This window comes from Rhodanobacter sp. KK11, from assembly GCF_033345435.1.
In the GTDB taxonomy this organism is placed as follows: domain Bacteria; phylum Pseudomonadota; class Gammaproteobacteria; order Xanthomonadales; family Rhodanobacteraceae; genus Rhodanobacter.
Window position 1 is genome coordinate 75,484 of the sequence record NZ_JAWPMI010000003.1, and the last position, 17,237, is coordinate 92,720.

Here is a 17,237-nt window from a genome sequence, read left to right on the forward strand (position 1 = left end):
ACGGCTCCGGCGCTTGCGCCGGGGCCGTTCTGTTTTTGGCGGTTCGCCCGCCTTGAGTAGGTCGCCGGCCGCCTCCACTTGACGAGGTGACGGACCCGGCGCAGTGTCGGGACGAAACCAGATCCGAACCCGAGGGATTCCTCTTTCATGGCCAAGAACGCCCCCCTTCCTGTTGCGCTGGACGCTCTGCCGGTGTTGCCGTTGCGCGACGTGGTGGTTTATCCGCACATGGTCATCCCGCTGTTTGTCGGCCGCGACAAGTCCATGCGTGCGCTGGAGCGCGCGATGGAAGGCGAGCGGCAGATTCTGCTGGTCGCGCAGAAGAGCCCGGATATCGACGATCCGGCGATCACCGATCTGCACCAGGTCGGTACGCTGGCCGGCGTCCTGCAGTTGCTGAAATTGCCCGACGGCACGGTCAAGGTACTGGTCGAAGGCCAGTCGCGCGTGGCGGTCGAGGACTTCAAGGAAGAAGATGGCATGTTGACCGCCCGCTCGCGCGTGATCGAGCCGGTTTACAACGCCAAGGAGCGCGAGCTCGACGTGGTCTCGCGCACGCTGATCTCGCTGTTCGAACAACTGGTCAAGCAGAGCCGCAAGCTGCCGCCGGAAGTGCTGGCCACCTTGTCCGGCATAGACGACCCGTCGCGCGTGGCCGATTCCATCGCCGCGCACCTGTCCGTGGGCATGGCTGACAAGCAGAAAGTGCTGGAGACCGCCGACGTCGGCCAGCGTCTGGAGCTGCTGATCGGGCTGGTCGACGGCGAGATGGATTTGCAGCAGGTGGAGAAACGCATCCGTGGCCGCGTGAAGTCGCAGATGGAAAAGAGCCAGCGTGAGTACTACCTCAACGAACAGATGAAGGCGATCCAGAAGGAACTCGGTGACGGCGAGGATGGGCCGAACGAAGTCGAGGAACTGCAGAAGAAGATCGAGAGTTCCGGCATGCCCAAGGCCGTGCTGGCCAAGGCGCGGCAAGAATTCGGCAAGCTCAAGCAGATGTCGCCGATGTCGGCTGAGGCCACCGTGGTGCGCAACTACCTCGACTGGCTGGTCGGCGTGCCGTGGAAGAAGCGCAGCAAGGTACGCAAGGACCTGCAGCTGGCGCAGGAAGTGCTCGACGCCGATCACTTCGGCCTGGAAAAGGTCAAGGACCGCATCCTCGAATACCTTGCCGTGCAGCAGCGCGTGTCGGTGATGAAGGGGCCGATCCTGTGCCTGGTCGGCCCGCCCGGCGTAGGCAAGACCTCGCTCGGCCAGTCGATCGCCAAGGCGACCAACCGGAAATTCGTGCGCATGAGCCTTGGCGGGGTGCGCGACGAAGCCGAGATCCGCGGCCATCGGCGTACCTATATCGGCTCGATGCCCGGCCGCATCGTGCAGAACATCAACAAGGTGGGCACCAAGAATCCGCTGTTCGTGCTGGACGAGATCGACAAGATGTCGATGGACTTCCGCGGCGATCCGTCGTCGGCGCTGCTGGAAGTGCTCGATCCTGAGCAGAACCACGCGTTCAACGACCATTACCTCGAGGTCGACCTGGACCTGTCCGAGGTGATGTGGATCGCCACCGCGAATTCGCTGAACATCCCCGGCCCGCTGCTCGACCGCATGGAGGTCATCCGCATCCCCGGTTACACCGAGGATGAGAAGCTCGGCATCGCGCAGAAGTACCTGCTGGCCAAGCAGCTCAAGGCGAACGGCCTGAAGCCGGGAGAGCTCTACGTCACCGAGGACGCCTTGCGCGATATCGTGCGCTATTACACGCGCGAGTCCGGCGTGCGCAGCCTGGAGCGCGAGATTTCCAAGATCTGCCGCAAGGTGGTGAAGGAGCTCACGCTCGGCGAGGTGCGCAAGGCCAAAGGCAAGGCGACTCCGGCGGCGAAGTCCGCGAAAGGCAAGTCGAAAGCCGCAGCGGTCGTCACGGTGGACTCGGCCAATCTGGACCATTACCTTGGCGTGCGCCGGTTCGACTTCGGACGCAAGGAACTGCAGAACGAGGTGGGCCTGGTCACCGGCCTGGCCTGGACCCAGGTGGGCGGCGAACTGCTCAGCATCGAGGCCTCGGTGGTGCCCGGCAAGGGGCGGCTGGTGCACACCGGCCAGCTCGGCGACGTGATGAAGGAATCGATCCAGGCGGCGCTGTCGGTGGTACGTGCGCGCGCCGACCAACTGGGCATCGATCCGGAGTTCCATCAGAAGCTCGACGTGCATATCCACGTGCCGGAGGGCGCCACGCCGAAGGATGGGCCCAGCGCCGGCATCGGCATGTGCACTGCGCTGGTGTCCGCACTGACCAGGGTGCCGGTACGTTCCGCAGTGGCAATGACGGGTGAGATCACCTTGCGCGGCCGCGTGCTCCCGATCGGTGGTCTCAAGGAGAAATTGCTGGCGGCACATCGTGGCGGCATCACCACGGTGATCATCCCGGAGGACAACAAGAAGGATCTTGCCGACATGCCGTCCAACATCACCTCATCGCTGGAGATCCATCCGGTGCGCTGGATCGATGAGGTGCTGGACATCGCCCTGGAGCGTCCGCTGCAGCCGAATCCGGTCAAGGAAACGGCTTCTGCCGCGGTTGCCGGCGAGTCGGCGGAAGGACACTCGCTGACGCACTGATCCGCCCGGTTCGCCCTCGATCCCGCCCTTCACCCGGAGTGCCCTGTCATGCAGGGCACTTTTTTTGATTTTCGCCGTCGGTCGACGAAGTTTCTCCCAGACTCACGATGCCGATTTTGCAAGCCGTTGCGCATGGCGCGAATCTCCCGGAAACGTTGCTGTGACTTGTGTTGCGGAGTCCGGCAAGGCACTGGTATAAAGACGGCACCGCAGTCCCGGCGTTGTATGTCAGCGCAGCGATGCGGGGTTGCGTTACGGCCCAGGCAAGAGCCAACCATCCATGCCGGTGCTGTCTGGTCTCCGCACCGACCGCGCCGACGAAATCCGAACAAGGAGTTTTTCAATGAATAAAACCGATCTGATCAATGCCATTGCCGAGAAGGCCGAGCTGACCAAGGCCGACGCTGGTCGTGCTCTCGAAGCCTTTTTCGAGACCGTGCAGAAGTCGTTGAAGAAAGGCGAGGACGTCTCGGTGGTTGGTTTCGGCACGTTCACCGTGCGCAAGCGCGCTGCCCGCACCGGCCGCAATCCCCGCACCAACGAAGCGATCAAGATCAAGGCCTCGAAGGTGCCTGCCTTCAAGGCTGGCAAGACCCTCAAGGATGCCCTAAACTAAGCGGCTAACGCTTGGTTTCGGGTGCTTAGCTCAGCGGTAGAGCGTCGCCCTTACAAGGCGGTGGTCGTAGGTTCGATCCCTACAGCACCCACCAGAAAAATGCGGAGTGGTAGTTCAGTCGGTTAGAATGCTGGCCTGTCACGCCGGAGGTCGCGGGTTCGAGTCCCGTCCACTCCGCCACAGTTCGCAAGGGCGCCCGTGTGGCGCCCTTGTCATTTGAACGGCGCGTGTCCGTGCAACCTGCCGAGCAGACGGCGCACGCCGCCACGGTGGCTCGCGTCATTCGCGCACCACGCGCTTTCACCATCTTGCGGGAAGATTTCAATGCTGCAGGCAATGCGTAACAAGATGCATGGATGGCCGTCCATCATTGTGCTTGGGCTCGCCGTGCTGGCGATGTCGCTGTTCGGCATGGAGAGCTACTTCATGTCGAACGACGATGCCTTCGTGGCAAAGGTCGGCAAGCACGAGATCGACCAGCGCGCATTCCAGGATCGCGTGAACCAGTTGCGGCAGCAGGCCGTCGAACAGCAGGGTGAGCAGTTCGACTCCAGCACCTTCGAGAAGAACGAGACGAAGCTGCGCATTCTCGACGGGATGATCGACGAGCAGCTGCTGCTGCAGGCCAATACGGACTGGGGCCTGCGGGTGTCTGATCTGGCCATGCGCGACTACATCGCCTCGATCCCGGCGTTCCAGGTCAACGGACAGTTCGACAGCACCAGCTACCGCGCGTGGCTCGCCAGCCAGTACAAGACACCGGGGATGTTCGAGAACGAGATCCGCTCGTCGCTGGCCGTCCAGTTGCTGCCGTCGGCGATCGCCGCCAGCACCGTCGCCAGCGACGCCCAGCTCGATCATTTCCTGAAACTTTTGAGCCAGCGCCGCGACCTGCGCTATGTCCAGCTGCCGCGTCCCACGCTGACCGACAAGACGGTCGGCGATGCCGAGATCGAAGCCTGGTACAAGGCGCACCAGGCCGACTACATGAACCCCGAGCAGGTTTCGGTGAAGTATGTCGAGGTGGTCGGTGCCGATCTGCCGCTGGCTGCCGAGCCGAGCGACGAGGAGCTGAGGAAGCGCTACGAGAACGAGAAGCAGCGCTTCGTGCAGCCGGAGCAACGGCTCGCTTCGCATATTCTGATCAACGTGCCGGCCAACGCCACGCCGGAGCAGCAGAAGGCGGCGCTGGCCACGGCCGAAAAGATCGCCGCGGAAGCGAACCCCGGCGACTTTGCCAAGCTGGCCGAGCAGGATTCGCAGGACCTGGGCTCCCGTCGTCTGGGCGGCGACCTGGGCTGGCTGGAAAAAGGCGTGACCAACGAAGCCTTCGACACGGCGCTGTTCGCGATGCAGAAGGGCCAGATTTCCAAGCCGGTGCTGTCGTCTGATGGCTACCACATCATCTGGCTGCGTGACGTCCGCAGCGGGGAATCCAAGCCGTTCGAGGAAGTGCGCGACCAGTTGGTCAAGGAAGCGACGACGGCCGAGCGCGATCGTACCTACAACGATGTCGCGGGCAAGATGTCCGACAGCACCTACCAGAACCCGACTTCGCTGGAGCCGGCTTCGGTCGCCTTGCACCTGCCGATCAAGACCACCGGGCTGTTCACGCGCAAGGGTGGCGAGGGCGTAGCCGCGAATCCGAAGGTGGTCGCCGCGGCGTTCAGTGACGATGTGCTGGTGCAGGGCAACAACTCCGGGCTGATCGATCTGGGCAACAATCACTCGGTGGTAATCCATGTCGACCAGCACGTGCCGGCGGCCGCCAAGCCGCTGGCGGAAGTCCGCGCCGACGTGCAGCAGAAGATCCTCGACGCTCGGGCCGCCGCGATCGAGAAGAAGCAGGCCGACGAGGCCTTGGCGCGTCTGCGCAAGGGCGAGTCGATGGACGACGTGGCGAAGTCGTTGGGGGCCAGCATCGTCACCATGAGCGAGGTGGTCCGGCACGCGCAGCTGCCGGCACCGCTGCTGACCCAGGCATTCCTGTTGCCGCACCCGGCAGCGGGCAAGCCGCAGTTCGCCGTCGTGGACATGCTGGACGGAGACTACGTGTTGCTGGCCGTGGACAAGGTGCAGGACGGCGACCTGTCCAAGGTGCCGCCGGAGCAGCGTGAGTCGCTGCGTCAGCAGATGGCCCAGGCCTACGGCTACGAAGCGACGCGCGAGCTGATCGACCAGCTCAGGGCGAAGACCAAGATCAAGATCAACCAGCAGCGACTGTAAGCGCGGGTGACGGCCTGGTGCCGTCGGTGCGACGCCGAATGGGGCAGCCGCTTGCGGGCTGCCCCTTTCCGTTCGTGATCGGTGGATGGGGGCGGTATCGCCGCAAGCGGCCACCGATCGCGCGCAGTTCTAGTTCGGCGCGCTTACGGCGAGGGTCTGGCCGGGCTTCAGCGTATGGCCGCTCAGCTGGTTCCAGCGCTGCAACTGGCTGACCTTGACCGAATAATCGCGGGCGATCCGCCACAGACTCTCACCGCGTTTGACGGTGTGGGTCTTGCGTGCCGTGCTTGCATCCGGCGTCGGATCGGTCGCGGTGCCGGCGCCGGCAAAAATGCTGTCACCGGCCGTACTGGCCTGTTCCAGCAGGGCGTCGCGGAACTGGCGGGCGTGCCTGACGGGCAGGATCAGATAGGGGGCGGCCTTGGCGTCGATCGTGTTGCTGCGAAACGCCGGGTTGAGGTGCCGCAGCGCATCCACCGACATGCCGGCATGGCTGGCTGCCCGCGCGATCGGCATCGAATGGGGAATTCCGGTCTGCACCAGGTGCTGTTCGTCCGGCAGCGTGGGCAGGCTGACGTGGAAGCGTTCCGGTTCGCGCACCACGCAGGCCATGCCGAGCAGCTTGACCAGATGCTCGCGCGTCACCTTGCGTACCGGCCAGTGAGGGATCACCGGCTGCTCCGCCGGCATGCCGTGCGTGCGGATCATCTTGCGTATCGTGAACTCGCCGGCGTTGTAGGCATAGGCAGCCACGCGCCAGTCGTGGAATTGCTGGTGGTACTGTTCGAGCAGTTTCATCACGGCGTTGGCGGCAGCCGGCACGTCGAGCCGGCCGTCGTAATGGCCGTCGACACGCAGCCCCATCGCGCCCGCCGTCACCGGCATGATCTGCCACATGCCGGCCGGTCGGCGCTTGCGCGCGGGTACCGGCTGGAAATAGCTCTCTACCCAGGGCAACAGCACGAATTCGCCCGCGACGTCGTAGTGGTCGGCCACTTGTTGCACATAGACCAGTCGCGGCAAGACGGCCTGCAGCTGGCTTTCGAATTGCCGCGGGTGGCGCGTGTAGCGCCTTGCCCAATCCAGCACCGCCGGGTCGGCGTCGCAGCCAGGCATGGCAAAGCTGCGGCGCAGGCGATCCCAGACGTCGGCAGCGGGTACCGGCTCGGGTTGCTTGTCGACCGGAAGCGCGGTGGCGGGGGAAACGGTCGTGGCCGGCGGGACTTCGCCAGCCGATGGCCGCGGAGCGTGCGAAGGCGCACCGGCACACGCGGCGAGCAGGCCCGACAGGAACACTGGCAGGTACCTGACGTGCTGTCTCATGCCGCGAACCCATCCTTGGCGCGGCGCATGGTGGCGAAGCGATCGACGCGGTTGTCGCCAGCGCCTTGCCGTTCGCACCATGCGATGACGGCAGCGGCATCGACCCGCAGGAATGGATTGGTCGCCAGCTCGCGGGCGAGCGGCACCGGCAGGGTGGGCTGGAGGTGCTCACGCAGCGCGGTGACTTCCTGCAGCCGTTGCTGCAGGTCGGAATTGCCCGGTTCGATGGTGCGCGCGAACCGCCCGTTTGCTTCGGTGTACTCGTGACCGCCGCAGACCAGGGTTTCACCCTGCAGCCGCGAAAGGCGGTCCAGCGAAGCAAGCATCTGCGCGGGCGTGCCTTCGAACAGGCGGCCGCAGCCGAGGCTGAACAAGGTATCGCCGCACAGCAGCAAACCGGCGCCAACGTAGGCCACATGACTGAGCGTGTGGCCGGGAATCGCGATCACCTCGAAGCGCAAGGAAGGTTCGGCCAACTCGACCCGGTCGCCGTCGCGCACCCGTTCAGTCGCTTCGCCGATGCGCTCGTCGACAGGCGCGTAGACCGGCACGTCGTGGCGCGCACGCAGGGCCTGCACGCCGCCGATGTGGTCGTGGTGGTGATGGGTCAGCAGGATCGCACGTAGCCGCAACCGGCGTGCGGCCAGCGCTTGTTCGACGACCGGGGTATCACCCGGATCGACCACGATGGCGTTGCCGTCGTCGTCGTGTAGCAGCCAGATGTAGTTGTCGGCCAGCGCCGGTAACGGAATGAGATGCAAGGCGGGCTCCGCTGCGTTTGAGGAACATCCGGCAGGCCGGGTGGTTTCCTTGGGGAACGACAGACGCAGCCGTCCGGGGCGCGCATGAGGGGGTCGAATATAAAGGGGAGCTGGTGCCTGCTCGTTAGCGGAACGTTAACCCGCCGCGCGGCTGTTCAGCAGCGTGCGGCAGTTCCAGCTTGCCTGCGAACTGCTGCCCGTGGCCGCCAGCCATTACACTTCGGTACGGATGGAAGACTTGGGCCGACCGCATGCAACCACGTGATGACGACATCTACGCCAGCGCGCCGTTGCGCCGCTTGCTGGATGCGCAGACGTGCGTGCTGAAGCAAGGGCTGCAGCGCTGCTTCGGCGCCCATGCGCTGTTGCTGGGTGCCTCCTCGGACGACGTGCCGCCGGCCTTGCCGATGCTTGGCTGCTGGACCAGTCTGCACCTGTCGGGCAGCCATTACCGGGGCGACCTGCGGGCGGCCGCAGACGAGCCGCTGCCTTTCGTCGACGACGCGTTCGAGCTGGTGCTGTTGCGCCATGCACTGGAAGTGGCGCCGCTGCCAGCGAGCCTGCTCGATGAAGCGATCCGCGTGCTGGCGCCGGGCGGCGTGCTCGCCTTGACCGGCGTGCACCCGCTCGGCGGCTGGTCGCCGTGGTTCTGCTGGCATGCGCGTGGCAGGCCGCGGGCATTGCAGATGCCGTGGCGGCTTCGGCATCAGCTCGAATCGGCCGGCCTGGCGGTCGAACAGATGCAGCGGGTAGGCAGCGCACTGCCGGGGCTGAAGACGGCGCCGCAGGCGCTTGCCGGCACTTTCGGCGGCGGCTATGTGCTGGTGGCGCGCAAGCGTAGGCGCCTGGCCACGCCGCTGCGACTCAATCCTTCACCGGTGCGCGTACCGGCGAACAGTCGGCTGTCGCCGGGTACCCGACGCAGCGCGGCCTTGTGATTTTCATGGAATACGTGAGCAACGATGAGCGAAGTGGAAGCTTTTACCGATGGCGCCTGCCTGGGCAACCCGGGCCCGGGTGGCTGGGCAGCCCTGCTGAGGGCGAAAGGCGGTGAGCGTATGTTGTCCGGCGGCGAGCCGGCCACCACCAACAACCGGATGGAGCTGATGGCGGCGATCGGCGCGCTGGAGGCGCTGAAACGGCCGTGCCGGGTGACGCTCACCACCGACTCGCGTTACGTGATGCAGGGCATCGAGCAGTGGATGCCGAAGTGGCGCGCGAACGGCTGGCGCACCGCGGACAAGAAGCCGGTGAAGAATCAGGACCTGTGGCAGCGCCTGTCCGATGCGGTTGACGCCCACCAGGTGCGCTGGCGGTGGGTGAAGGGCCACAACGGCCACGTCGAGAACGAACGGGTCGACCAGGCTGCGCGCGGACAGGCCGAACAGATGAAGGGCCGGGCATGAGGCAGGTCGTTCTCGACACCGAGACCACTGGCCTGGAAGTGCGCCAGGGCCACCGGCTGGTGGAAATCGCTTGCGTCGAAATGGTCGAGCGCCGGCTCACCGGCCGGTACTACCAGACCTACCTGAATCCGGGGCGGGCGATCGACGAAGGTGCCCGGCTGGTCACCGGTATCGAAGACGAATTCCTCCTCGACAAGCCGCGCTTTGCCGAAGTGGCGGAGGAGTTTCTCGCCTTCATCGACGGTGCGGAACTGATCATCCACAACGCCAGCTTCGACATCGGCTTTCTCGATGCCGAACTGGCCCGGCTGGGCGAGGGCGCAGGCCGGATCAGCGACCGCTGCAGCGTGCTGGACACCTTGGCGATGGCGCGCGAGCGCTACCCCGGCCAGCGCAATAGCCTCGACGCATTGTGCAAACGGCTGGGCGTGGACAACTCGCGGCGCGACTTGCACGGCGGTCTGATCGACGCGCAGCTGCTGGCCGACGTGTACCTGGCGATGACTTCGGGGCAGGTGGCTTTCGATCTCGGCTTCGAGGGAGCGAGCGAACAGGTCGACGTGATGGTGGCGGCGCCGGTGGTGCTGCACGTGCGGCCGCGGGTGCTGCGCGCTTCGGCGGAGGAGTTGTCGGCGCACGAACAACGCCTGGACGCTCTGGACAAGAGCGGCGCGGACGAGAAGAGCGTGTGGCGGCGGTTGTTGGGATGAGGCGGATCCTTTCGGCGCGAAAAGCAGAACACTGTACGTGATGAGGCATTCGGAGTCCGGCGGGATTGTTCGGCTCATCCCTGGGCCGAACCCCTCCGCGCTGCGCGCTGCGGGGCCAGCCTTCGGCTGTCCAAATTCGTTCCAGACGAATTTGTCGACTGCGGAGGCAGGATGCCGGAGCGAACGTCGGCGAAGCCGACGGCCCGAAGGGAGAGGCGCAGGATGCGCCGAGTAACCCGGGGGGGTTCTTACCCTGCCGTCACCAACAGAAAAGCCAAACGCCCCACGAGGGGGCGTTTGGCTTTTATGGCGGAGAGGGTGGGATTCGAACCCACGGTACGCTTGCACGTACGCCTGATTTCGAGTCAGGTACATTCGACCACTCTGCCACCTCTCCGATGCGGTGCATGGTGGCGCATGCGAGCCGGGAATCATACGCGAGTGAACTTGCCGTGACAATAACCCGGTCTTCCGGCATGCTGCGCAGGCCTGTATCCACAGAAAACCCATGATCGAATTCGGACACGGAACGCATGTCGGCTTGCGTCGCACGCGCAATGAGGACACCTATTACGCGGATGCCTCACTCGGCCTGTTCCTGGTAGCCGACGGCATGGGTGGGCACCAGCATGGCGAGGTGGCGTCGGCGCTGGTGCGCGACGTGGTGGTCGATCTGGTCGGCAAGGGGCATGGCCTGATCGAGGCCGTGCATGATGCCGCCGAGCAGCTGCTTGCGCATACCCGACCCAGCTTCGACGTGCTGCCGATGGGCACTACCGTCGCCGCGCTGCGAATCGATGGCGAAGGCTACGAGGTCGCCTGGGTCGGCGACAGCCGAATCTACCTGTGGAAGAAGGAACTGCGGCAGATCAGCCACGACCACTCGCTGGTGCAGGCACTGGTCGAGGCCGGTCAGCTCGATCCGGTACAGGCCGCCCGGCATCCGCAGCGCAACGTGCTGACCCAGGCGCTGGGCGTGACCGCCATCGAGCAATTGCACGTCGGCATGGCACGGGGACAGCTGGAGCCTGGCATGGGCTTCCTGCTGTGCAGCGACGGGCTGACCGAGGGAGTCAGTGACGCGTCGATCGCGGGTGTAGTGGCGCGCACCGACCTGGTCGCCCAGGAGTGCGTGGACCAGTTGCTGCTGAGCGCCCTCGACAGTGGCGGCGACGACAACATCACGGCATTGATCGTGCGCGCCAGCTGAATCCGGCCGGGGCGTGGCCATCGCCCGCGGGGCCGGATAATTCCGGTCCTGCGGGCGTCTGTGGCGTGAATGCGCGCGTTCGGCGGCGGCTCAACCGGCCTTCTTTTTCGCCAGCCGCAGCCAGGTGTCGACGACCGTGTCCGGGTTCAGCGACACCGATTCGATGCCCTGTTCCATCAGCCATTCGGCCAGATCGGGGTGATCGCTCGGGCCCTGGCCGCAGATGCCGATGTACTTGCCCTTGGCGCGGGCGGTCTTGATCGCCATCGCCAGCAGCTTCTTCACTGCCGGGTCGCGTTCGTCGAACAGGCCGGCGACAATGCTGGAGTCGCGATCGAGGCCCAGGGTGAGCTGGGTGAGGTCGTTGGAACCGATCGAGAAGCCGTCGAAGATGTCGAGGAACTCGTCGGCCATCAGGGCGTTCGACGGCACCTCGCACATCATGATGACCTTGAGCTCGTGCTCGCCCTGCTTCAGGCCGTTCTTCGCCAGTACCTCGATCACCTTGCGGCCCTCGCCCAGCGTGCGCACGAACGGGATCATCACCCACACGTTGGTCAGACCCATCACTTCGCGCACGTGCTTGACCGCCCGGCACTCCAGCGCGAATGCCGCGTCGAAACTCGGATCGACGTAGCGGCTGGCGCCGCGGAAGCCGATCATCGGGTTTTCCTCGTGCGGCTCGTAGCGCGAGCCGCCGATCAGGCCGGCGTATTCGTTGGACTTGAAGTCGGACAGGCGCACGATCACCGGCTTCGGGTAGACCGAGGCGGCGATGGTGGCGATGCCCTCGGCGAGGCGGTCGACGTAGAACGACACCGGGTCGGCGTAGCCGGCCATGCGCTCGTCGATCTTCTTCTTCGTCTCGGCGTCCTGCTTGGCGTATTCCAGCAGCGCCTTCGGATGCACGCCGATGTGGCTGGCGATGATCATTTCCAAACGGGCCAGGCCGATGCCGGCGTTCGGCAGCATGCCGAAGTCGAACGCGCGCTCGGGGTTGGCCACGTTCATCATGATCTTCAGCGGCGCCTCGGGCATCGCGCCGAGGTCGGCGGTGATGCGCTCGAACTTCAGGCGGCCTTCGTAGATGGAGCCGGTGTCGCCCTCGGCGCAAGACACGGTGACGTCGACGCCGTCCGGGATCAGCTCCAGCGCGTTGCCGGTGCCGACCACGGCCGGCACGCCCAGCTCGCGGGCGATGATCGCCGCGTGGCAGGTGCGGCCGCCGCGGTTGGTGACGATCGCCGAGGCGCGCTTCATCACCGGCTCCCAGTCGGGATCGGTCATGTCGGCAATCAGCACGTCGCCGTTCTGCACCTTGTTCATGTCCGCCAGCGAGCGGATCACGCGCGCCTTGCCGGCGCCGATCTTCTGGCCGATGGCACGACCCGCGGCGAGCACCTTGCCTTTTTCGTTGAGCTGGAAGCGTTCGAGCTGAGTGGCGTGGGCGCGCGACTTCACCGTCTCCGGGCGCGCCTGCACGATGTACAGCTTGCCGGTGTTGCCGTCCTTCGCCCACTCGACGTCCATCGGGCGGCCGTAATGCTGTTCGATGACCAGTGCCTGCTTGGCCAGCTCCTGCACGTCGGCGTCGCTGATGCAGAACCTGCTGCGCAAATCGGCCGGGGTCTCCTCGATCTTCACCCGTTCGCCCGGCGCGCTCGAATACACCATGCGCTGCTGCTTGGCGCCGAGGCTGCGGCGCAGCAGGGCGGGCTTGCCGGCCTTCAGGGTCGGCTTGAACACATAGAACTCGTCCGGGTTGACCGCGCCCTGCACGACCATCTCGCCGAGGCCGTAGCTGCCGGTGACGAACACCACGTCGCGGAAGCCCGACTCGGTGTCCAGCGTGAACAGCACACCGGAGGCGCCCACATCCGAGCGCACCATCAACTGCACGCCGGCGGACAGGAACACATCCTCGTGCTTGAAGCCCTGGTGCACGCGGTAGGCGATGGCGCGGTCGTTGTACAGCGAGGCGAAGACTTCCTTGACTTTGTGCAGCACGTCGTCGATGCCGACCACGTTGAGGAAGGTTTCCTGCTGGCCGGCGAACGAGGCGTCGGGCAGGTCTTCGGCGGTCGCAGAGGAACGAACCGCGACCGCGATGTCGTCGGCGCCGGCGTCCTTGCACAGCTTGACGTAGGCCTCGCGGATCGCCTGTTCCAGTTCGGCGGGCAGGGCGGTGTCGACGATCCAGCCGCGGATCTCCTTGCCGGCCGCCACCAGGGTATCGACGTCGTCGACGTCGAGCGACGCGAGCCGTTCCTGGATGCGCCGGGCCAGGCCGCTCTTTTCCAGGTATTGCTGGAACGCGCTGGCGGTGGTGGCGAAACCGCCGGGCACCGACACGCCGAGTTTGGCGAGGTTGCCGATCATCTCGCCGAGCGAGGCATTCTTGCCGCCGACCTTGCCCAGGTCGGTCATGCGCAGTTGGTCGAGCCAAAGCACCAGGTCGTTCAAGGGTGTCTCCTTAAGGGAAAGCACTGCAGATAAGTGGAATGGGCGCGGCATGAAGGCCCGGAGCGGGTTGCAAAGAACTGGTATTGTCCGTCGCGGATGGTGCGCGGCACAAGAAGACCATTGCCGGCAGATGTCATTCCAACGGCATACCAGTCAGCTGGCGGTGGATTTCCCGCTTGCGCTAAGGTGCCGCCAGACGCCTCCCTCCAAGCAGGACCCGGCATGCAACGAACGGTTTTCTTCATCTCAGACTCCACCGGCATTACCGCGGAGACGATCGGCAACAGCATCCTGGCGCAGTTCGAGGGCGTGCGCTTCGACAAGCATCGGTTGCCGTTCACCGACAACGCGCACAAGGCAGAAACCGCTGCGCTGCGGATCAAGACCAATTACGCGCAGAGCGGGCAGCGGCCGATCGTGGTCAACACCATGGCCGACCGTGCGCTGTGCGAGATCGTCGCCGCCAGCGGTGCCTTGATGCTGGACGTGTTCGCGCCGTTCATCGGACCGCTGGAGGACGAACTGGGAACCAAGCGCACCGGGCTGGTGAACCGTTCGCACGGCCTGGTCGATTTCGACAAGTACGAGGCGCGCATCAACGCGACCAACTACGCGCTCTCGCACGACGACGGCATCGACGTGAACTACGCCGAGGCCGACCTGATCCTGGTCGGCGTGTCGCGTTCCGGCAAGACGCCGACCTGCCTCTACATGGCCTTGCATTACGGCGTGCGCGCCGCCAATTATCCGCTGACCGACGAGGATCTCGAGAAGCTCGAATTGCCGCCGCGCCTGCGCCCGTACCGGGATCGGCTGTACGGCCTGACCATCGAGCCGGTGCGTCTGGCGCAGATCCGCGAGCAGCGCCGCGCCGGCAGCCGTTACGCCACCTTGCAGCAGTGTCGCTGGGAACTGGAACAGGCCGACCGGCTGATGCGCCAGGCCGGCATCCCCAGCCTGAACACCACGCATGTGTCGATCGAGGAAATCGCCAGCAAGATTTTCGACCGCTTCGGCATCGAGCGGACCATGTTCTGATCGCCGCCTGGAGTTTGCGTGCCCGTCATGAGCGTCGTACTGGACAACCGCAACAGCCTGCTGCCCGGACGCTTCGAGTTCCTGATGGGGCTGTATGCCGAAAACTACCACCGGTTGACGCGGCTGTTCGCGCCGCAGCAGCTGGCGCCGGGCCGTTACGTGTCCGATGCGGGCGACGGGCTCGACGTGCATCTGCATCTGCAGGAATGCCATCCGTACACGCTGGAGCTGGAACTCACCTACGACTTCATGGACGCGCACACCGGCCGGCGCGCGCCGTCGGCACAGTTGCGCATGTATACCGATGCGCATGTGGCGGAGGCCCTGCATTGCCATCCCGGCCGCCACCTGTGGCAGGTGCTGGGCCCGTTTTCGCCGGCGCATACCGTGTTCCAGCATCGCCTGCGCATGAACGGGTTCCTGTCGCGCTGGCTGGAATACCTGGCCGAGCAGGGTCACTCCGTCGGCACGCTGCGGCCGCAGCGCGGATGGTCGGAAGAGGGTGGTTTTGATTGAGAGTGCGACCAGGGATGGCCGCCTTTTGACTTTACCGCGCTCAGGAATGAGCGCACAAAGACACTGACACCGCAGCAAAAAGCCCGCGCAAGGCGGGCTTTTTGGCTTGAATAATGGCGGAGTGGACGGGACTCGAACCCGCGACCTCCGGCGTGACAGGCCAGCATTCTAACCGACTGAACTACCACTCCGCATATGCAACGGCTACCAGCTTCCGCGGGCCAACTTGGCGTCCCCACGGGGATTCGAACCCCGGTCGCCACCGTGAAAGGGTGATGTCCTAGGCCTCTAGACGATGGGGACGGATTAAGTTGGTGGAGCCAGGCGGGATCGAACCGCCGACCTCCTGCATGCCATGCAGGCGCTCTCCCAGCTGAGCTATGGCCCCGCCGCTGGAAGCCGAGAAGAATAGGTGCGGATCACAAGTTCGTCAAGCGCCCGCGGCGAAATAATTTCAAATATTTTCAATCGACGTGGTTTCGGAAGTCGTGTCCGGTTGCTGCGTGCCTGCGCACACGGCTGCTAGTCTTCAGGCGTCCCTCCCGGATCCTTTATGCACGACCTGCAGTTCATCCAGGACCTTGCCACGGTCATGCTGGTTGCCGGCCTGACCACGGTGGTTTTCCAGCGCCTGCGCCAGCCGGTCGTACTCGGCTACATCATCGCCGGCGTGCTGATCGGCCCGTACATGCTGCCGGTGGTGTTCATCCACAACGAACAGACCATCCGCACCCTGGCCGAGCTCGGCATGATCATGTTGCTGTTCGCGCTGGGCCTGGAATTCAGTCTGAAGAAACTGCGCGCCGTGGGCGGCCCGGCGCTGGTCGCGGCGTTGTGCGAGATCGTGCTGATGCTGTGGATCGGCTACGAGATCGGCCGCTTCTTCGGCTGGCGCGCGATGGACTCGCTGTTCCTCGGCGCGATGCTGTCGATGTCGTCCACCACGGTCATCATGAAGGCGCTGGACGACCTCGATCTCAAACGCGAACGCTTCGCGCAGCTGATGTTCGGCATCCTGATCATCGAGGACGTGCTGGCGATCGTGCTAATGGCGTTGCTCACCGGCATCGCCAGCACCGGCGACGTCGAGGCCGGCGAGGCGATGGCGGCGATCGGGCGACTCGCCCTGTTCATGGCGGTGTCGCTGGTGGTCGGCCTGCTGCTGGTGCCGCGGGTGGTCGACTACATCGCCAGGGTCAGTCGCGACGACGTGCTGCTGGTGGCGGTGCTCGGCATCTGCTTCGGCTTCTGCCTGCTGGTCACCGAGATGGGCTACAGCATTGCGCTGGGCGCCTTCATGATCGGCGCGATCGTCGGCGAGGCAGCCTGCATGGAGCGGATCGAACGGATCATCGGCCCGGTGCGCGACATGTTCAGCGCGGTGTTCTTCGTGGCGATCGGCATGTTGATCGACCCGGCCCTGCTGGTGCAGTACGCCTGGCCGATCACCGTGGTGACGATCGCGCTGGTGATCGGCAAGGTGATCAGCTGCAGCTTCGGCATCTTCATCACCGGCAACGACGGCCGCACTTCGCTGCGGGTGGGCATGGGGCTGGCGCAGATCGGCGAGTTCTCGTTCGTGATCGCTTCGCTGGGGCTCAGCCTGAACGTGACCAGCAAGTTCCTGTATCCGGTGGCGGTGGCGGTCTCGGCGGTCACCACCTTCCTGACGCCGTACCTGATCCGCGCCTCCGATCCGCTGGCGCGCGGGTTGACGCGTCGCTTGCCCGCCGGCTTTACCGGCATGTTCGCCGCCTACACCGAGTGGATGGGCAGCGTCAGCCTGGGCGGGCAGGGCGCGATGGTCGCGAAGATGATCCGTCGGCTGGTCTGGCACGTGGCCATCAACATGATGCTGGTGGTGGCGGCGTTCCTGCTGATGGCCTATCTGTACCGGCGCGACGTGTTCGACTGGGGGCCCATGGCCGGGCATCGCCAGATAGCCCGCAGCGTGGCCTGGTCGCTGGCTGCGCTGCTGTCGCTGCCGATGATCGTGGCGGCCTACCGCAAGGCAGCCGCGCTCGGCATGCTGCTGGCCGAGCTGGGCATTCCCGAGCGGCTGGGCGGTACGAACACCCTGCGCATCCGTGCGGTGCTGGCCCGGATCGTTCCCCTCGCGGCGATGGTGTTGCTGGGCTTGCTGGTGGCGGCGCTGGCTTCGACCATCCTGCCGCCGCGCGAGGTGGCGGTCGTACTGCTGCTGGTGGGCCTGCTGCTGACCTGGCTGCTGTGGCGCGTGCTGGTGCAGGTCCATGCGCGCCTGCAGGCAGCGCTGCGCGACACCATCGAGAAGCCGGGCCCGCCGGACGCCGGGCCCGGCGGTTGAGCGCCTGCCGCAGGGAATCC

General features: G+C 65.3%; 13 protein-coding genes and 6 tRNA genes. 12 read left to right on the top strand and 7 right to left on the bottom strand.

Going from position 1 to position 17,237, the window contains the following annotated elements; translation table 11 throughout:
* Positions 1-147: 147 nt before the first annotated feature.
* The 5 genes from lon (at position 148) to R5H19_RS08255 (ending at position 5,464) form a co-directional block, all read left to right on the top strand.
* Positions 148-2,622 (top strand): endopeptidase La, encoded by a 2,475-nt coding sequence (gene lon / locus R5H19_RS08235; protein WP_318158509.1) that lies wholly within the window; start codon positions 148-150, stop codon positions 2,620-2,622.
* Between the two features lie 343 nt (positions 2,623-2,965).
* Positions 2,966-3,238: an HU family DNA-binding protein gene (locus R5H19_RS08240; protein ID WP_007511239.1), complete on the top strand. Its 273-nt coding sequence runs from the start codon at positions 2,966-2,968 to the stop codon at positions 3,236-3,238.
* 19 nt (positions 3,239-3,257) lie between these two features.
* Positions 3,258-3,332, top strand: a tRNA-Val gene (locus R5H19_RS08245).
* Between the two features lie 9 nt (positions 3,333-3,341).
* Positions 3,342-3,418: transfer RNA gene (locus R5H19_RS08250), tRNA-Asp, on the top strand.
* A gap of 144 nt (positions 3,419-3,562) precedes the next feature.
* Positions 3,563-5,464 (top strand): SurA N-terminal domain-containing protein, encoded by a 1,902-nt coding sequence (locus R5H19_RS08255; RefSeq protein WP_318158510.1) that lies wholly within the window; start codon positions 3,563-3,565, stop codon positions 5,462-5,464.
* A 129-nt stretch (positions 5,465-5,593) separates the two neighbouring features.
* On the opposite strand, the gene R5H19_RS08260 is transcribed toward R5H19_RS08255, so the two are convergent.
* Together R5H19_RS08260 and gloB are read right to left on the bottom strand one after the other, a co-directional pair.
* Positions 5,594-6,580: a transglycosylase SLT domain-containing protein gene (locus R5H19_RS08260; RefSeq protein WP_318158946.1), complete on the bottom strand. Its 987-nt coding sequence runs from the start codon at positions 6,578-6,580 to the stop codon at positions 5,594-5,596.
* A gap of 203 nt (positions 6,581-6,783) precedes the next feature.
* Positions 6,784-7,548: a hydroxyacylglutathione hydrolase gene (gloB, locus tag R5H19_RS08265; protein ID WP_318158511.1), complete on the bottom strand. Its 765-nt coding sequence runs from the start codon at positions 7,546-7,548 to the stop codon at positions 6,784-6,786.
* A 251-nt stretch (positions 7,549-7,799) separates the two neighbouring features.
* Between gloB and R5H19_RS08270 the strand changes: the two genes are divergently transcribed.
* The 3 genes from R5H19_RS08270 to dnaQ are packed head-to-tail and all read left to right on the top strand — an operon-like array spanning position 7,800 to position 9,664.
* Positions 7,800-8,486 carry a methyltransferase domain-containing protein gene (locus tag R5H19_RS08270; protein WP_318158512.1) on the top strand — a complete coding sequence of 229 codons (687 nt, stop codon included), beginning with the start codon at positions 7,800-7,802 and terminating at the stop codon, positions 8,484-8,486.
* A gap of 24 nt (positions 8,487-8,510) precedes the next feature.
* Positions 8,511-8,954 (top strand): ribonuclease HI, encoded by a 444-nt coding sequence (gene rnhA / locus R5H19_RS08275; RefSeq protein WP_318158513.1) that lies wholly within the window; start codon positions 8,511-8,513, stop codon positions 8,952-8,954.
* Positions 8,951-9,664, top strand: coding sequence for a DNA polymerase III subunit epsilon (dnaQ, locus tag R5H19_RS08280; protein ID WP_318158514.1), 714 nt, complete (start codon positions 8,951-8,953; stop codon positions 9,662-9,664). The genes rnhA and dnaQ overlap by 4 nt, the downstream gene beginning before the upstream one ends.
* Positions 9,665-9,971: 307 nt before the next feature.
* Here the strand turns inward: dnaQ and R5H19_RS08285 are convergent.
* A tRNA-Ser gene (locus R5H19_RS08285) sits at positions 9,972-10,061 on the bottom strand.
* Between the two features lie 111 nt (positions 10,062-10,172).
* On the opposite strand from R5H19_RS08285, the gene R5H19_RS08290 reads away from it, so the two are divergent.
* Positions 10,173-10,874, top strand: coding sequence for a protein phosphatase 2C domain-containing protein (locus R5H19_RS08290; RefSeq protein WP_318158515.1), 702 nt, complete (start codon positions 10,173-10,175; stop codon positions 10,872-10,874).
* A 90-nt stretch (positions 10,875-10,964) separates the two neighbouring features.
* Here the strand turns inward: R5H19_RS08290 and ppsA are convergent, their stop codons facing one another.
* Positions 10,965-13,337 carry a phosphoenolpyruvate synthase gene (ppsA, locus tag R5H19_RS08295; RefSeq protein ID WP_318158516.1) on the bottom strand — a complete coding sequence of 791 codons (2,373 nt, stop codon included), beginning with the start codon at positions 13,335-13,337 and terminating at the stop codon, positions 10,965-10,967.
* Positions 13,338-13,559: 222 nt separating this feature from the next.
* Between ppsA and R5H19_RS08300 the strand changes: the two genes are divergently transcribed.
* Positions 13,560-14,375 carry a pyruvate, water dikinase regulatory protein gene (locus R5H19_RS08300; RefSeq protein ID WP_318158517.1) on the top strand — a complete coding sequence of 272 codons (816 nt, stop codon included), beginning with the start codon at positions 13,560-13,562 and terminating at the stop codon, positions 14,373-14,375.
* Positions 14,376-14,402: 27 nt separating this feature from the next.
* Complete coding sequence (locus R5H19_RS08305; protein WP_318158518.1) at positions 14,403-14,891, top strand: DUF1249 domain-containing protein; 489 nt, start codon at positions 14,403-14,405, stop codon at positions 14,889-14,891.
* A 114-nt stretch (positions 14,892-15,005) separates the two neighbouring features.
* Here R5H19_RS08305 and R5H19_RS08310 read toward each other — a convergent pair.
* The 3 genes from R5H19_RS08310 to R5H19_RS08320 all read right to left on the bottom strand — a co-directional run bounded on the left by R5H19_RS08310 (position 15,006) and on the right by R5H19_RS08320 (position 15,279).
* Positions 15,006-15,082: transfer RNA gene (locus R5H19_RS08310), tRNA-Asp, on the bottom strand.
* 36 nt (positions 15,083-15,118) lie between these two features.
* Positions 15,119-15,194 (bottom strand) — tRNA-Glu (locus R5H19_RS08315).
* A gap of 9 nt (positions 15,195-15,203) precedes the next feature.
* Positions 15,204-15,279: transfer RNA gene (locus R5H19_RS08320), tRNA-Ala, on the bottom strand.
* 165 nt (positions 15,280-15,444) lie between these two features.
* On the opposite strand from R5H19_RS08320, the gene R5H19_RS08325 reads away from it, so the two are divergent.
* Positions 15,445-17,217 (top strand): cation:proton antiporter, encoded by a 1,773-nt coding sequence (locus tag R5H19_RS08325; protein WP_318158519.1) that lies wholly within the window; start codon positions 15,445-15,447, stop codon positions 17,215-17,217.
* The last annotated feature ends 20 nt before the right edge of the window (positions 17,218-17,237 follow it).

Coding starts and splice junctions, on each gene's coding strand:
- lon (WP_318158509.1), top strand. CDS start 148: ATGGCCAAGAACGCCCCCCTTCCTGTTGCGCTGGACGCTCTGCCGGTG.
- R5H19_RS08240 (WP_007511239.1), top strand. CDS start 2,966: ATGAATAAAACCGATCTGATCAATGCCATTGCCGAGAAGGCCGAGCTG.
- R5H19_RS08255 (WP_318158510.1), top strand. CDS start 3,563: ATGCTGCAGGCAATGCGTAACAAGATGCATGGATGGCCGTCCATCATT.
- R5H19_RS08260 (WP_318158946.1), bottom strand. CDS start 6,580: ATGCCTGGCTGCGACGCCGACCCGGCGGTGCTGGATTGGGCAAGGCGC.
- R5H19_RS08270 (WP_318158512.1), top strand. CDS start 7,800: ATGCAACCACGTGATGACGACATCTACGCCAGCGCGCCGTTGCGCCGC.
- rnhA (WP_318158513.1), top strand. CDS start 8,511: ATGAGCGAAGTGGAAGCTTTTACCGATGGCGCCTGCCTGGGCAACCCG.
- dnaQ (WP_318158514.1), top strand. CDS start 8,951: ATGAGGCAGGTCGTTCTCGACACCGAGACCACTGGCCTGGAAGTGCGC.
- R5H19_RS08290 (WP_318158515.1), top strand. CDS start 10,173: ATGATCGAATTCGGACACGGAACGCATGTCGGCTTGCGTCGCACGCGC.
- R5H19_RS08300 (WP_318158517.1), top strand. CDS start 13,560: ATGCAACGAACGGTTTTCTTCATCTCAGACTCCACCGGCATTACCGCG.
- R5H19_RS08305 (WP_318158518.1), top strand. CDS start 14,403: ATGAGCGTCGTACTGGACAACCGCAACAGCCTGCTGCCCGGACGCTTC.
- R5H19_RS08325 (WP_318158519.1), top strand. CDS start 15,445: ATGCACGACCTGCAGTTCATCCAGGACCTTGCCACGGTCATGCTGGTT.